Origin of the sequence: Micromonospora sp. H61 (assembly GCF_018070325.1) — a bacterium.
GTDB classification, from domain to species: domain Bacteria; phylum Actinomycetota; class Actinomycetes; order Mycobacteriales; family Micromonosporaceae; genus Micromonospora; species Micromonospora salmantinae.
Genome location: NZ_JAGPXY010000107.1, coordinates 1 through 14,946 on the forward strand (window position 1 = coordinate 1; position 14,946 = coordinate 14,946).

At 71.2% G+C, this 14,946-nt stretch carries 13 protein-coding genes; 9 read left to right on the forward strand and 4 right to left on the reverse strand.

Going from position 1 to position 14,946, the window contains the following annotated elements; genetic code table 11:
• Window positions 1–32 precede the first annotated feature (32 nt).
• Window positions 33–998 (reverse strand): hypothetical protein, encoded by a 966-nt coding sequence (locus KBX08_RS30570; RefSeq protein WP_210787102.1) that lies wholly within the window; start codon window positions 996–998, stop codon window positions 33–35.
• A 217-nt stretch (window positions 999–1,215) separates the two neighbouring features.
• On the opposite strand from KBX08_RS30570, the gene KBX08_RS30575 reads away from it, so the two are divergent.
• From KBX08_RS30575 to KBX08_RS30590, 4 genes are all read left to right on the forward strand, one after another.
• A complete protein-coding gene (locus tag KBX08_RS30575; protein ID WP_307850696.1) occupies window positions 1,216–2,325 on the forward strand; it encodes an N-acetylmuramoyl-L-alanine amidase in 1,110 nt (369 codons plus the stop codon).
• An 88-nt stretch (window positions 2,326–2,413) separates the two neighbouring features.
• Complete coding sequence (locus KBX08_RS30580) at window positions 2,414–3,988, forward strand: FMN-binding glutamate synthase family protein (protein WP_210787105.1); 1,575 nt, start codon at window positions 2,414–2,416, stop codon at window positions 3,986–3,988.
• Between the two features lie 445 nt (window positions 3,989–4,433).
• Complete coding sequence (locus KBX08_RS30585; RefSeq protein ID WP_210787107.1) at window positions 4,434–4,958, forward strand: GNAT family N-acetyltransferase; 525 nt, start codon at window positions 4,434–4,436, stop codon at window positions 4,956–4,958.
• Window positions 4,955–5,551 (forward strand): GNAT family N-acetyltransferase, encoded by a 597-nt coding sequence (locus KBX08_RS30590; protein WP_210787114.1) that lies wholly within the window; start codon window positions 4,955–4,957, stop codon window positions 5,549–5,551. The genes KBX08_RS30585 and KBX08_RS30590 overlap by 4 nt, the downstream gene beginning before the upstream one ends.
• On the opposite strand, the gene KBX08_RS30595 is transcribed toward KBX08_RS30590, so the two are convergent.
• Window positions 5,443–6,420 carry a YafY family protein gene (locus KBX08_RS30595; RefSeq protein ID WP_210787116.1) on the reverse strand — a complete coding sequence of 326 codons (978 nt, stop codon included), beginning with the start codon at window positions 6,418–6,420 and terminating at the stop codon, window positions 5,443–5,445. The genes KBX08_RS30590 and KBX08_RS30595 overlap by 109 nt on opposite strands.
• A 61-nt stretch (window positions 6,421–6,481) precedes the next feature.
• Between KBX08_RS30595 and KBX08_RS30600 the strand changes: the two genes are divergently transcribed.
• The 3 genes from KBX08_RS30600 to KBX08_RS30610 all read left to right on the forward strand — a co-directional run bounded on the left by KBX08_RS30600 (window position 6,482) and on the right by KBX08_RS30610 (window position 8,685).
• Window positions 6,482–6,952, forward strand: a complete 471-nt coding sequence (locus KBX08_RS30600) for a VOC family protein (protein WP_210787118.1) — start codon at window positions 6,482–6,484, stop codon at window positions 6,950–6,952.
• Window positions 6,953–7,009: 57 nt separating this feature from the next.
• Entirely contained in the window at window positions 7,010–8,197 is a 1,188-nt protein-coding gene (gene dinB / locus KBX08_RS30605) for a DNA polymerase IV (RefSeq protein ID WP_210787125.1), read from the forward strand.
• A 122-nt stretch (window positions 8,198–8,319) separates the two neighbouring features.
• On the forward strand, window positions 8,320–8,685 hold the full coding sequence (locus KBX08_RS30610) for a hypothetical protein (RefSeq protein WP_210787127.1): 366 nt from the start codon (window positions 8,320–8,322) through the stop codon (window positions 8,683–8,685).
• A 102-nt stretch (window positions 8,686–8,787) separates the two neighbouring features.
• On the opposite strand, the gene htpG is transcribed toward KBX08_RS30610, so the two are convergent.
• The gene (htpG, locus tag KBX08_RS30615) at window positions 8,788–10,716 is read right to left on the reverse strand and encodes a molecular chaperone HtpG (protein WP_210787129.1); all 1,929 of its coding nucleotides are present in this window, start codon (window positions 10,714–10,716) and stop codon (window positions 8,788–8,790) included.
• Between the two features lie 149 nt (window positions 10,717–10,865).
• Here htpG and KBX08_RS30620 point away from each other — a divergent pair, with 149 nt between their 5' ends.
• Window positions 10,866–11,564: an SDR family oxidoreductase gene (locus KBX08_RS30620; RefSeq protein WP_210787131.1), complete on the forward strand. Its 699-nt coding sequence runs from the start codon at window positions 10,866–10,868 to the stop codon at window positions 11,562–11,564.
• Window positions 11,565–11,625: 61 nt separating this feature from the next.
• On the opposite strand, the gene KBX08_RS30625 is transcribed toward KBX08_RS30620, so the two are convergent.
• Window positions 11,626–13,077 carry a M28 family peptidase gene (locus KBX08_RS30625; RefSeq protein ID WP_210787133.1) on the reverse strand — a complete coding sequence of 484 codons (1,452 nt, stop codon included), beginning with the start codon at window positions 13,075–13,077 and terminating at the stop codon, window positions 11,626–11,628.
• A gap of 203 nt (window positions 13,078–13,280) precedes the next feature.
• On the opposite strand from KBX08_RS30625, the gene KBX08_RS30630 reads away from it, so the two are divergent.
• A partial coding sequence (locus KBX08_RS30630) for a GAF domain-containing sensor histidine kinase (RefSeq protein WP_307850697.1) occupies window positions 13,281–14,946 on the forward strand: 1,666 nt, incomplete at its 3' end.

Here is a 14,946-nt window from a genome sequence, read left to right on the forward strand (position 1 = left end):
CCCCCCCCCCCCCCGCCGCCGTACCGCTGGTGTCAGTGCCGGTCGACCGGCGGAATGACAGTGGTGGTCTCACCGTCGTCGCTGGTGCGCTGCCCGGGCACCGCGCGATCGGTGCCGCCGGTGACCACCTGGGTGGCGTCGGAGTCGGCCGGGAAGTGCACGACCTGGGTGGCCTCCGGGTCGGTGGGCCGGGTCACCACCTGGGTGGCGTCGGCGTCGGCCGGCCGGGTCACCACCTGGGTGGCCTCCGCGCCGCTGGTGGTGGCCGACCGGCGGGCGGCCTCGGCCTCGGCGTCGCGGCGACCGGCCCGGTACGCCTGGGCGTGCTCGGCGATCAGCTGCGACTCCTGCTCGGCGCGGGTCAGCCACGACTCCCAACGACTCTGCATCGGACGGATCAGACCGCCGCCGACACCGACGACGAGGATGCCACCGATAGTGGCCAGCACGGCGATCAGCACGGGAGTGGTGACCGCGGTGGCCACGCCGATCTGGTTCAGCGCCGCGATGACGCCGAGGCCGAGGATGAACACCGAGGCGATGGTGGCCAGCACCCGGCCGTACGACAGGCCGCCGAGCGCGCCGCTGATGATGTCCTTGACCGCGTTGGCGATGGCGGCGGCGACCACGACGATGACGATCGCGACGAAGGCGCGGGGCAGCCACGCGATCACCGCGCCGAGCAGGTCGGAGATCGGGTTCGGGCCCCAGATGCCGAAGGCGAGCTGAAGGGTGAACAGCAGCACCGCGTAGTAGACGAGCTTCGCGACGATGTCACTGGCGTCGTACCGGGAGCGGCTCAACGCGCGGCGGATGCCGCCGCGTTCGACGGCGCGGTCGAAGCCCACCCGTTCGAGGACCTTCTCCACGATCTTCAGTACGGCCTTGGCGATCAGCCATCCGGCCACCAGGATCGCCAGGAAGGCGACGGCCTTGGGCAGGAAGAGCATCACCGAGCGGAGAGCGTCGCCCACCGCGTCGCTGACGTTGTCACTCATCTGGTCATTCCTTAAGTGGGGCAGCCGGAACGGTCAGCACCGGACCTACCCGCGACCCGACGCGCGGAAACACAAGTGATCACCTGGTCTGCCGGCCCTCTAGCGCGCGGACGAGTCTTGGCAATATTCTCCGAAGTACGTGCGGCCACTGGAGCTATTTTTCATCCCCCCGCCGTCGGCCGCAGGAGGAGATGCAATGCACGTCGACCATTCCGAAGTGGATCGCCGGACGCTGCTGCGGGCCGGTCTCGGCGCCGCCACGGTCGCCGTCGTCGGGAGCGAACTCGCCTTCCCGGGCGCGGCGCAGGCCGCGCCGGGCACCGACCTGGACTGGATCATCAGCTGTGACGAGTGGGCCGCCCGCCCGCCGAAGGACCCGCTGTCGGTGAGCGCCATCGCCACCAACAAGATCATCGTGCATCACATGGCGTTCCCGAACGTCACCGACTACTCCCGCGAGCAGGCGGTCAAGCTGGCCCACGACTGCCAGGACCTGCACATGGACGGCAACGGCTGGTCCGACACCGGCCAGCACTTCACTGTCAGCCGTGGCGGGTACGTGCTGGAGGGCCGCCGGGGCAGCCTGGAGCGCCTCGAAGCCGGCGACCGGCAGATGATCTCGGCGCACTGCCCGGGTGAGAACGGCCGGGCCATCGGCATCGAGAACGAGGGCACCTACGTCACCGAGACGCCACCCAAGGCGTTGACCGACTCGCTGGTCAAGCTCTGCGTCGCGATTTGCCGGCAGTACGGGCTGCAGGCGCACGACATCTTCGGCCACTGGGACTTCCGCACCACCGAGTGCCCGGGCGCTGCCTTCTACCGGCAGTTCCCGGAGCTGCGGCGGCGGGTGCACGCCGCCCTGGGCACCAAGCTCGGTGACGTGCCAGCGCGCCGCTGGCCGGACCTGTGGCGTTTCGTCAACTCCCCCTCCGTCCGGGTGGTGCAGCACCTGCTCGCCTACCGGGGCTACCCGGTGACCGTCAGCGGCACGTTCGACGCCGCGACCGTCGCGGCGGTGCAGGACTGGCAGGCCCGCAACGGCATCGCTGTGGACGTGGACGCCACACTCACCACGCCGACCTGGGAGACCCTGGCGCCGGAGCTGGACCAGCACGCCGCCGGAGCGCCGGTCACGGCCGTGCAGGAAATCCTCGCCACCAAGGGGTACGCGGTCACCGTCACCGGGGCGTACGACCACGCCACCCGGAGGGCGGTGCAGGACCTTCAGGCGCTGCACGGGCTGCCCCGCAACGGCAAGCTCAGCACGAGCACGTGGTGCACTGTCGTCGGCGGGTCGGTCCGCGAATCGTTCCGGCACCGCTGAGCGCGTGGTGGCGGTGCGGGGCGCACCCGCACCGCCACCAGCCGGCTCACCGGTTTGATCCGTCGCCCCGGCGGAAAGAGTCCCGAGCATGACCTGGGCCCGTCGAGCCGTACCCGCTGTTGCCGCCGCCCTCGCGGCCCTCGCCGCGCGGGACCTGATCCAGCGCGACCACGCGCTGCTGCGCAACTTTCCGGTCCTCGGCCGGGCCCGCTACCTGTTGGAGACGATCGGGCCGGAGCTACGGCAGTACATCGTGGCCGGCAACAACGAGGAGCGGCCGTTCACCCGCGACCAGCGCCGCTGGGTGTACGCGTCGGCCAAGCAGGAGAACAACTACTTCGGTTTCGGCACCGACAACGACATCGAGTACACCCCCGGGTATCCGATCATCAAGCACCGCACCTTCGGTCGTGCCGTGCCGCCGTCGTCACCGACCGCCGGGCACGACGTGCGGTTGCCCAGCGCGAAGGTGCTCGGCGCGGCACGGGGTCGCGCCCGCGCGTTCCGACCGGAGTCGGTCGTCAACATCTCCGGGATGAGCTTCGGCTCGCTCTCCGGCAACGCCGTCACCGCGCTCAACAAGGGGGCGGCGCTCGCCGGCTGCCTGCAGAACACCGGCGAGGGTGGCCTGTCGCCGTACCACCGCAACGGCGGTGAGCTGGTCTTCCAACTCGGCACCGCCTACTTCGGCTGCCGCGACGAGCACGGCCGGTTCAGCCTCGACCGGTTGAAGGACCTGGTCGCCGGCGCACCGGTGCGAGCGCTGGAGATCAAGCTGAGCCAGGGCGCCAAGCCGAGCCTCGGTGGGCTGCTGCCCGGGGCGAAGGTGTCCGCCGAGATCGCCGCCACCCGGGGCATCCCGGCCGGTCAGGACTGCGTCAGCCCGTCCCGGCACGCCGAGTTCTCCGACTGCGACAGCCTGCTCGACTGGGTGGAGTTGCTGGCCGCCGAGACGGGTCTGCCGGTCGGCATCAAGTCGGCGATCGGTGACCTGGGCTTCTGGCAGGAGTTGGCCACCCTGATGCGGGACACCGGCCGGGGTGTGGACTTCGTGACGATCGACGGCGGCGAGGGCGGCACCGGGGCCGCACCACTGATTTTCACCGACTCCGTGTCGCTCCCGTTCCAGCAGGGCTTCTCCCGGGTGTACAAGATCTTCGCCGAGCACGACCTGCACGAACAGGTGGTCTTCGTCGGCGGCGGCAAGCTCGGCCTGCCAGACAACGCGATCGTGGCGTTCGCGCTCGGCTGTGACCTGATCAACGTCGGTCGGGAGGCGATGCTGGCGATCGGCTGCATCCAGGCGCAGAAGTGCCACACCGACACCTGTCCCACCGGCGTCGCCACCCAGAACGCGTGGCTCGCCCGGGGCCTGGACCCGACGTTGAAGTCGGTCCGGGCGGCCAACTACCTGCGGACGCTGCGCCGGGACCTGACGAAGGTCGCCGAGGCCTGCGGCGTCGAACACCCCGGCCTGATCGGCACCGAAGCCGTGGAGATCCTGGACGGCCGCACCGGCTCCACGCCACTGCACCAGGTGTACGGCTACCGACCCGAATGGGGACTGCCCTCGCCCGCCGACCAGGCGGAGATCATCCGCTTGATGGTCCCGGAGGCACCCCAGGGCGGCAGCGCCCCGCCCTCCGCCACCGCCGTCGGCTGAAATAACGCCCGAACCTGGCCGGCCTGGGCTCGGGCCTGACCTCAGCTCGGGCCTGGGCGCTGACCCGCTGCTCTCCGACCGGGCCTGGGCTCTGACCCGCTGGTCTCCGACCGGGCCTGGGCTCTGACCCGCTGGTCTCCGACCGGGGAGCCACATTCGCCGTTGAGCGATATACCTCTGAGTCATATTTATGACTCAGAGGTATAGCCGGTTTCCGCGACATGCCCTCCAGCCCTCGCCGATGCGGCAACAACCCCGGCTCAGCGACCGACCGGCCCGCGCGATCCGGCATTGCTCGGCGGTGCGGTGCTGGACGCGTGGCCTGCCGCGACACCCCGCGGACATCCTGACGATCGCCGCCAGCGCCTCGGGTGGGGCGGCCGAGGACGCCATGCGACGGAATAACGCGTGGAGCCGCTGCCGAGGGCACCCGTATGGTGGCGCGGTGCTGATCAGACGCGAGACACCTGCCGACGTCGACGCCATTCGGGCGGTGCACTCCGCAGCCTTCGCCAAGGCCGACGGCGGTGAGGGCGTACCGGTCGAAGCGACCCTTGTCGACGCGCTGCGCGCCGACGAGGGCTGGCTGCCCCCGTACTCCCTGGTGGCGACCGATTCGGACGGCCAGGTGGTGGGGCACGTGGTGGCCACCCGCGGCCGGGTGGGCGGTGCGCCGATGGCGTTGGGCCTGGGGCCGCTGGGCGTGTTGCCCGACTGGCAGCGGCGCGGGGTCGGCAGCGCGTTGATGCACGCGGTGCTCGGCGCGGCCGACGCGCGGGACGAACCGCTGGTGGTGCTGCTCGGGCATCCCGACTACTACCCGCGCTTCGGGTTCCGGCCGGCCGTCGAGCTGGGTGTTATCCCGCCGCAGCCGTGGGGGCCGCAGTACTTCATGGCGCGGCCGTCGCACGCGTGGCGCGAGTCGATCCGGGGCGAGTTCCGCTACGCCGGCCCGTTCGACGACCTGTGAACCGACCCGCTGTCCGTCGGCGGCGCGCCACCGACCTGGACGGCTGCGTCGCGGCGCTCGCCGAGGTTCACCGGGTCGACGGGTACCCGCTGAACTGGCCCGCCGACCCGCACCGCTGGCTGCGCGAGCCGCACCCGGCGCGAGCCTGGGTCGCCGTCGACGCCGACGCGGCCGTCGTCGGACACGTCGCGGTGCATCGGATCCCCGATCAGGTGGACGGGCCGCCCGGCCGGCCGACGGCCGAGGTGGCTCGTCTCTTCGTGGTGCCGAGAGCCCGTGGATTGGCGCTGGGCAGCACGCTGCTGGACCGGGCCCGCCGGTGGGCGGACAAACGCGCAACGGACCTGGTGCTGGAGTTGGCCGCCGGTGGCACCGCGGCCGCCGCGCTGTACGAGCGCACAGGATGGCGGTGTGTCGGCACCAGCACGGCACCCTGGACCGCTCCCGACGGCAGCCCGGTGTCGCTGCGCCACTACACGCTGCGTCACCGCGCGCCGGGCTCCGACGTCGCACCGGCCAGCACCGCGAGGCGACGGGCGAGCCGGCCTGCGGCCTCGCGCAGCTCGGGAGGCTCCAACACCTCCATCTCGTGATCCAGCCGGGCGAGGTGCGCGGCGAGCCAGTCCAGGTTGTCGCCGCCGACGACCAGCACGGACCATCCGTCGCGGTCGTCCTCGACCCGCCCCACCTGTGGCGGGACCACCTCCCGCAACCGCTCCGGTTGGGCGTGCACCCGTACCCGGGCGAGGTAGCGGTACGGCGCACCGGTCACGGCCCGCTGCACGAAGGCGACCGGATCCGGGTGCTCGCGCGCCGGGAAACGCCAGGTCGTCGCGACCGCCGCCCGCATCCGGTCCAGCCGGAACGTCCGCCAGTCGGCGCGGTCTGCGTCCCAGGCCATCAGATACCAGCGGCGGCCGGTCGTGACCATCCGGATCGGCTCGACCGTCCGTTCCCGCTCAGCAGCGTCCCGGCCGGGATAGTGGAATCGAACACGTACCCCGTCCCGACAGGCGCGGGCGAGTGTCACCAGCAGCTCGGCGTCGATCTCGGCGACCGGGCCGATGAGGGTGTCGGTGGAGCCGTGCACCGCCCGTACCTCGGCGCGCAGCCGCGACGGCATCACCTGGTCGAGCTTCGCGAGGGCCCGCAGCGCCGCCTCGCTCGCCCCGGCGACGGTGCCCCCGGAGGCGAGCCGCAGAGACACCGCTGTGGCGATCGCCTCCTCGTCGTCGAGGAGCAACGGCGGCAGCCGGGTGCCCGCACCGAGTTGGTAGCCGCCGCCGACGCCCGACACCGCGTGCACCGGGTAGCCGAGCGTCCGCAGACGCTGCACGTCGCGGCGCACGCACCGGCCGGTGACCCCCAACTCGGTGGCGAGTTCGGTGGCCGTCCAGGACAGGCGTCGTTGCAGCAGCGCCAGCAGGCGCAGCACCCGCTCGGTCGTCGCCTCGACGGTCACCCGTCGATCGTTTCACGGATAGCGGAACAACCCTGTCCGCTATCAGCGAGAGGCTGGGATCATGACCGACCAGAAGAGGAAGCAGGGATCCGCAGTGACCCGCGACGTCCAAATCACGTTCGACTGCGCCGACCCGGCCAGGTTGGCCACGTTCTGGGCCGAGGCGCTCGGCTACCAGGTGCAGGCCCCACCCGGAGACTTCGAGTCCTGGGACCAGGCACTGGAGGCGATGGGTGTGCCGCCGGAGAACCGCAACGACGCGTCGGCGGTGGTCGACCCCGAAGGCTCGCGACCACGGCTGTTCTTCCAGCGGGTGCCGGAGCACAAGCAGGTGAAGAACCGCGTCCACCTCGACGTACGCGCGGCCCCCGGGCTGGAGGGTGACGAGCGGATGGCGGCCCTGGAGGCCGAAGCCGAACGGCTCGTCTCGCACGGCGCCAGGCGGCTCAGTCGGCACGAGCCCACTCCCCCGTTGGGCGCCGGTCATCTCATCATGGCCGACCCCGAGGGCAACGAGTTCTGCCTCGACTGACCGGGCGTTCGCCCAGCTCACTGCCGCACTCGCCGGGCGTCATGCGAACATGTGTACGTGTCGCCCGGCGCCAGCATCCTGCACGCCGACCTGGACGCGTTCTACGCGTCGGTCGAGCAGCGCGACGACCCGCGCCTGCGCGGGCGGCCGGTGATCGTCGGTGGCGGCGTGGTGCTCGCGGCCAGCTACGAGGCGAAGGCGCGCGGCGTCCGCAGCGCGATGGGCGGCCACCAGGCGCGAAGGCTCTGCCCGGACGCGATCGTCGTGCCGCCGCGAATGTCGGCGTACACGGCGGCGAGCCGCGCGGTCTTCGAGATCTTCCGGCAGACCACACCGCTGGTCGAGGGACTCTCCATCGACGAGGCGTTCCTCGACGTGGGTGGGCTGCGGCGGCTGGTCGGGCCACCTGCCGAGATCGCCGAACGACTGCGCCGGGAGGTCCGCGACCGGGTCCATCTGCCGATCACGGTGGGGGTGGCCCGCACGAAGTTCCTGGCCAAGGTCGCCAGCGGGGTGGCGAAACCGGACGGCCTGCTGGTGGTCGCGCCGGACGCCGAGCTGGCGTTCCTGCACCCGCTGCCGGTGGAGCGGCTCTGGGGCGTCGGCCCGGTCACGGCCGCCAAGCTGCGGGAACGCCGGATCCGTACCGTCGGGGAGGTGGCCCGCCTCGGTGAGGCGGCGCTGGTGTCGCTGCTCGGTGCGGGGGCCGGGCGGCACCTGCACGCGCTGGCGCACAATCGCGACCCCCGGGCGGTGCAGGTGGGGCGGCGGCGCGGTTCGATGGGCGCGCAGCACGCGCTGAGTCGTACCCCGCATGCCTCGACGGAGCTGGACGCCATCCTCGCCGGCCTGGTCGACCGGGTCAGCCGGCGGATGCGGACGGCCGGGCGGGCCGGCCGCACCGTGATGTTGCGGCTGCGCTTCGGCGACTACACGCGGGCGACCCGCTCGCACACGGTGGGCAAGGCGACGGCGGACACGACGCTGCTGCTCGCCGCCGCGCGTGCGCTGCTCCGCGCGGCGCTGCCCGAGATCGATCGCCGTGGCGTCACACTGATCGGTGTCTCCGTGGGCAATCTCGACGACAACCCGGTCCAACCTGAGCTGCCGTTCCAGCCGGATCCCGGGTCCGATTTGGACGCTGCGGTCGACGCGGTCCGCGACCGGTTCGGATCAGCGGCGCTCACGCGGGCGGTGTTGCTCGGCCGGGAGCCTGGCGTGGAGATGCCGCTTCTGCCGGACTGACCGATAAGCGTGCGGCGTCCGCGGTCGAGCTGCGATCAGAGACACATCACAGCAGGTCGGCGGTTTAGCCGGCGGCTGACGGGTGACCCTTGTGGGGTACAGCCTGACGAGGGGGGCCCACCATGTCCGACGACACCAGCAACCGACCGAGTCGCACCGCCGAGCGCCCGCACGACGTGACCGACCCGCTGCTGTGGCAGTTGGCGATCGACGTGCTGAGCGCACACGAGCCGGACGACGAGGGCCAGTGCCGCAATCTCCAGTGCGCCGGACAGTCCTGGCCGTGCGCGGCACGGACCGGCGCCGAGCACTCACTGCGACTGGCGCGCAGCACTCCCGCCTCGGTCGAGCTGACCATCGACGGGACCGACAGCGACGACGCCGACACGGATGGGCGTCGCGACCCGGCGGTACCGGCCCCCCGCTGGGGTTGGAACGCCGGCCCGTTGGCGTCGCACCGAGGGTCGAAGACCGCCTCCGCGGCGTGACGGGCCACCAGACCCTGAACTGATCCGCACCACGCAGGCGAACGCTCGGCCGGTTGTCCGGCCGAGCGTTCAGCTGTCGTGGCGGAGCCAGGCCCGGTCCGCCTACAGGGTGCGCGCCAGCCGGTCGGCGAGCGTCCGGGTGAAACGGGCCGGGTCGGTCAGCTCACCGCCCTCGGCGAGCACCGCCAGGCCGTAGAGCAGCTCGGCGGTCTCGGTCAGGGCGGCGCTGTCGCTGCCCTGCTCGTGGGCCTTGCGCAGCCCCGAAACCAGCGGGTGACCGGGGTTGATCTCCAGGATCCGCTTGGTCGCGGGGATCTCGTGCCCCATCGCCCGGTACATCTTCTCCAGGGTTGGAGTGAGGTCGTGGGCGTCGCCGACGACGCAGGCCGGTGAGGTCGTCAGCCGCGACGACAGGCGGACCTCCCGGACGCTGTCCGTGAGCGTGGTCCCCAGCCAGTCGAGCAGCCCGGCGAACTCCTGTCGCTGCTGCTCGCGCTCGGCCTCGGCCTGCTGCTTCTCCTCGTCGGTGTCCAGGTCGATCTCGCCCTTGGCGATCGAGCGCAGTGGCCGACCGTCGTACGTGCCGACCCGCTCGACCCACACCTCGTCGACCTGGTCGGTGAGCAGCAGCACCTCGTGCCCCTTGGCCCGGAACGCCTCCAGGTGCGGGGAGTTCTCGATGGCGGCCCGGGACTCGCCGGTGGCGTACCAGATGTCGCTCTGGCCGTCCTTCATCCGCGACACGTAGCCGGCCAGGTCGGTGGGCTCGGCCGGGTCGTTGGTGGAGGCCACCGACAGGACGTCCAGCAGGGTGTCCCGGTTGTCGGTGTCGTCGATCAGCCCTTCCTTGACCACCGCGCCGAACTCGGTCCAGAAGGTGCGGTAGCGCTCGGCGTGGTTGGCCTTGAGGTCCTTGACAGTGGCGAGGACCTTCTTGACCAGGCGGCGGCGGACGATCTGGATCTGCCGGTCCTGCTGGAGGATCTCCCGGGAGATGTTCAGCGACAGGTCGTGCGCGTCGACCACGCCCTTGACGAAGCGCAGGTAGGTCGGGACCAGCGCCTCGCAGTCGTCCATGATGAAGACGCGCTTGACGTAGAGCTGGACGCCTCGGCGGCCCTGCGGGGAGAACAGGTCCAGTGGGGCGTGGCTGGGCAGGAAGAGCAGCGCCTCGTACTCGAAGGTGCCCTCGCCCTTCATGTGTACGACCTCGAGCGGGTCGGCCCAGTCGTGGCTGACGTGCTTGTAGAACTCGTTGTACTCGGCGGCGTCGACCTCGTCGCGGGGCCGCGCCCAGAGCGCCTTCATCGAGTTGAGGGTCTGCACCTCGCGGGTGGTGGGCTCACCGTCGGCGCCGGGGCGTTCGACGCTCATCCGGATCGGCCAGGCGATGAAGTCGGAGTAGCGCTTGACGATCTCGCGGACGGTCCACTCGGCGGTGTAGTCGTGCAGGTTGTCCTCGGTGTCGGCCGGCTTGAGGTGCAGCGTCACAGTGGTGCCCTGCGGCGCCTCGTCGACCGCCTCGATCGAGTAGGTGCCCTCGCCGGTGGACTCCCAGCGGGTGCCGCCGGTCTCCCCGGCCTTGCGGGTCAGCAGGGTGACCCGGTCGGCGACCATGAACGCGGCGTAGAAGCCGACGCCGAACTGGCCGATGAGGTCCTGCTTGGCGTGGGCGTCGGCGGACTCGCGTAGTTGGCGCAGCAGCTCGGCGGTGCCCGACTTGGCGATCGTGCCGATCAGCTGGACGACCTCGTCGCGGGTCATTCCGATGCCGTTGTCGCGCACGGTGAGGGTGCGGGCGTTGCGGTCGATCTCCAGGGCGACGTGCAGGTCGTCGGTGTCGGCGACGAGGTCCTTGTCGACGAGGGTGGCCAGCCGGAGCTTGTCCAGTGCGTCGGACGCGTTCGAGATGAGTTCCCGCAGGAAGACGTCCTTGTTCGAATAGATCGAGTGGACCACCAACTGGAGGAGCTGACGCGCCTCGGCCTGGAATTCCAACGTTTCGGCCTGGTTGCTCACACCGTCTCCCATCTCGGCTCGTACGAAGGTTCGCGGAAAGGATACGAGTCGTCACCGGTCGGGGTGTGGGCGCGTCCGGGTCGTATTCCCGATCCGGTCGTCCACCCCCGTGACGTAGCTGACTTTGCTTAACAGAAGTCAGGTCGGATAGCGTGACGGCCATGAAGATCGCTGGAAGCACCGCCCTCGTCACCGGCGCCAACCGTGGCCTCGGCCGGCACCTCGCCGCCGAACTCCTCGCCCGGGGCGCCACCGTCTACGCCGGCGCCCGCAACCCCGACAGCGTCGACCTCCCCGGCGTGACACCGGTCCGCCTCGACATCACCGATCCCGCCTCGGTGGCCGCCGCCGCCGAGCTGGCCGGCGGCGTGAACCTGCTGATCAACAACGCGGGCATCGACACCCGGACCGACCTTCTCGACGGCGACCTGGCCCTCGTCCGGCTGGAGTTGGAGACCCACTACATCGGCACCCTCTCGACGATCCGGGCGTTCGCGCCGGTCATCACCGGCAACGGCGGCGGAACGATCCTCAACGTGCTCTCCGTCCTGTCCTGGTTCGGCTCCCCGACCCACGCGGCCTACAGCGCCGCCAAGTCCGCCGAGTGGGCGATGACCAACGTGCTGCGCGTCCAACTGGCCGACCGGGGCGTCCGGGTCGCCGGCCTGCACGTCGGATACCTGGACACCGACATGGCCGCGGACATCACCGGCCCGAAGTCCGACCCGGCGGCGATCGCCCGCATCGGTGTCGACGGCGTCGAGGCCGACGCGTACGAGATCCTCGCCGACGACCTCAGCCGACAGGTGCAGGCCGGACTGGCCGGCGGCGTCGCCGCGCTCTACCCACAGCTCCCCTGACCCACGACGCGACGGGCCGCCACCGGAGAGAACCGGTGGCGGCCCTTTGTCGGGTACGCGGTCAGCTCGCCTGCAACGTCACGTCGTCGATCACGAAGGTGGTCTGCAACGACGAGTCCTCGGTGCCGGTGAACCGCAGCGTCACCGTCTGCCCGGCGAACGCGGCCACGTTGAGGCTGCGCTGCACGTAACCGGTCGCGGCGTTGAGATTCGAGTACGTCGCGAGGGTGGTCGAGCCCGCCTGCACGGTGAGCCGGTCGTACGCCGTGGAGCTGGTGGTCTCGGCGGTGTCGATGTGCAGCCAGAACGACAGCGTGTACGTGGCGCAGCCGGCCGGCACTGTCACCGACTGCGACAGGCTCTCGCTGCGGGTGCTGCCGAACCCGTTGAGCCACGCCTTGTACGACCCGGTCCGGGCCGGCTGGCCGCTGGCGTTGGTGATCACGCCGGAGGACGCGGTCCACGGCGTGCTGCCGCTCTCGAAGCCACCGTTTGCGACCACCTGGCCGCCGGTGCAGGTCGGGGTGCCGCCGCCCACGGCGAGCTGCCACAGCGCGTACGCGACACCGTCGGCCGCCCGGTTGAGCACTGTGGCGCTGACGTTGGCGGTGGTGTCGCAGGACCGGTGGTAGCAGGGGTCGTACGCGGAGTTGGCGGTGCCGCCCCACTTGGCCGCCTGGGCGCTGGTCTTGCGGGCGCTGGCGCCGGCGGCGTAGCCCGAGGTGGGGATGCCGGCCTGCTGGAAGTAGTAGTCGTCGGAGCGACCCTGGCCCTCGACGTTCTCCTCCGGTTGCAGGCCCAACGAGTCCCAGTACGCCTTCAGCGGCGCCGCCGTGGTCGAGCTGACCCGGTTGATGAAGTAGCCGCCGTTGGTCGAGCCGACCATGTCGAAGTTGTAGTAACCCTTGATGTAGCCGCGCTGGGTGGCGCTGAGCGAGTTGACGTAGAACCGGGAGCCGTTGAGCCCCTGCTCCTCGTCGGTCCACCAGGCGAACCGCACCCGTTTGGTCATTGTCGGGCTCTGCGCGGCCAGGACCAGCGCGTTCTCCAGCAGGGTCGACGAGCCGGTGGCGTTGTCGTTGATGCCCGGACCGGCCGCGACGCCGTCCAGGTGCGCGCCGAACATGACCACCTGGTCGGCCGGTCCGCCGGGCCACTCGGCGATGAGGTTGTTCGAGGGGTACCGGCAGCTGGAGCAGTACTGCTCGCTGACTGTGTAGCCGGCCGACTGGAGCCTGGTCTTGACGTAGTTGAGCGAGGCGGTGTAGCCGGCCGAGCCGGCCCGTCGGTTGCCACCGTTGCTGGTGGCGATGGCGTTGAACTGGGTCAGGTGCGCCTGGACATTGGTGATGGAGATGTCCGGCGCGGCCAACGCGGCGGCGGACGCGGCGATCGGCCGGGTCACCGTCGTGGCGGTCGGAGGTGACGCGGTCGCCGGTTGGGCGGCCAGCGGCACCGTCATCCCGGCGAACACGGCGAGCGCGATTCCCGCGCTCAGCGTTCTGCCTCTCATGGGGGCTCCTCGGGGTTGGAGAGATACCCGAGACACTTACAGATATCTATTTCCTGAGCATCGGTCGTTCGTCCCGAACCGCCGCCGGTTCGACGGTGGGTACCGGCGTCGGCACAGGTGAGTAGAGGTGTCAGGATGGGTAGGTAACGCGGCAGGGGTCGACGGGCCCGGAACGGGGGGCTTGCGATGGGGTCGGATCGAGCGTGACACGACCCAGCACCGACCTGTTCCTCGGCGGCGACACCGGGCGGTTGATGGCACAGCTGGACTGGGCCGACACCCCGCTGGGCCCGGTCGACGGATGGCCGCAGAGCCTGCGCGCCGCCGTCCGGATGGTGCTCTCCTCCCGGTATCCCATGCTGCTGCTCTGGGGCGAGAGCTACTCGCAGCTCTACAACGACGCGTACTCGGCGCTGATCGGCGACAAGCACCCCGCCGCGCTCGGCGACGACGTACGGGTGACGCTGGCCGAGGGCTGGCGGGTGCTCGCCCCGCTGATCGAGGAGGCCATGGCGACCGGGGTGGCCAGCTGGGTCCCCGCGCTGCAACTGCTGCTGGAGCGGGCCGGCTACCGCGAGGAGGCGTACTTCACCGTCTCGCACGCCCCGGCCCGCGACGACGACGGCCGCACCGTCGGCGTACTGACCGTATGCAGCGAGGTCACCCAGCAGGTGGTCGGCGAACGCCGGCTGCGCCTCCTGCGCGACCTGTCCGTGCTCGGCGACGGCCGCACCGTCGACGTGGACGCCACCGGTGCTCGGCTGATCGACGTGATCGACGGCCACCCTCTGGACGTGCCGTTCGCCGCCATCTACCTGCGCGACGGCACGGCGCTGCGCCGGGTCGCCTGCACCGGCGGTGACCAGGGGCACGCCGGGGCCCTGCCGGACGCCGTCGAGCTGGCCGACCCGGGCCCGCCCGCGTACGCCTGGGGGTTGGCGGACGCCGCCGAGGGCCGGGCGACCCAGGTGACCGACGTCGCCGACCGGCTGCCGCTGCCCGCCGGCCCGTGGAACGACCCGGTCCGCACCGCGCTGGCGCTGCCGCTGCCCTCCGCCGACGAGGACCAGCCGCTCGGCGTCCTGCTCGCCGGGGTCAGCCCCAGCCGAGGGCTCGACGAGGCGTACCGCTCCTTCCACCAGCTGCTCGCCCAGCAGATCTCCGTGGCGTTGCGCAACGCCCAGGAGTACGAGGAGGAGCGGCGCCGGGTCGAGGCGATGGCGGAACTGGACCGGGTCAAGACCGACTTCTTCGCCAACGTCAGCCACGAGTTCCGTACCCCGTTGACCCTCATCCTCGGCCCGCTGACGGACGCCCTCACCGACGCCACCGCGCCGTTGGCGGCGGTCCAGCGGGAGCGGGTGGAGACCGGCTGGCGTAACGCCACCCGACTGTTGACGCTGGTCAACAGCCTGCTCACCTTCTCCAGCCTGGAGGCCGGGCGGGCGCGCAGCGACGCCCGGGTGGTGGATCTGGCCGCGCTGACCGCCGAGCTGGCCGGGGTGTTCCGGGCCGCCGTCGAGCGGGCCGGGCTGACCCTCGAGGTGAGCTGCCCACCGCTGCCCCGGCCGGTCGCGGTCGACCCGGTCAACTGGGAACGCATCGTCACTAACCTGCTCTCCAACGCGCTGAAGTACACGTTCATCGGCCGCATCCGGGTCACCCTCGACGCCGACGACGAGGAGGTGCGCCTCATCGTCGCGGACACTGGCATCGGCATCGCGGAACGCGACCTGCCGAAACTCTTCGAACGCTTCCACCGGGTGCGGGGCACCCGCTCGCGCAGTCACGAGGGCACCGGCATCGGCCTGGCCCTGGTGCACGAGTTGGCCCGGCTGGAGGGCGGCGACGTGCGCGTGACCAGCCAGG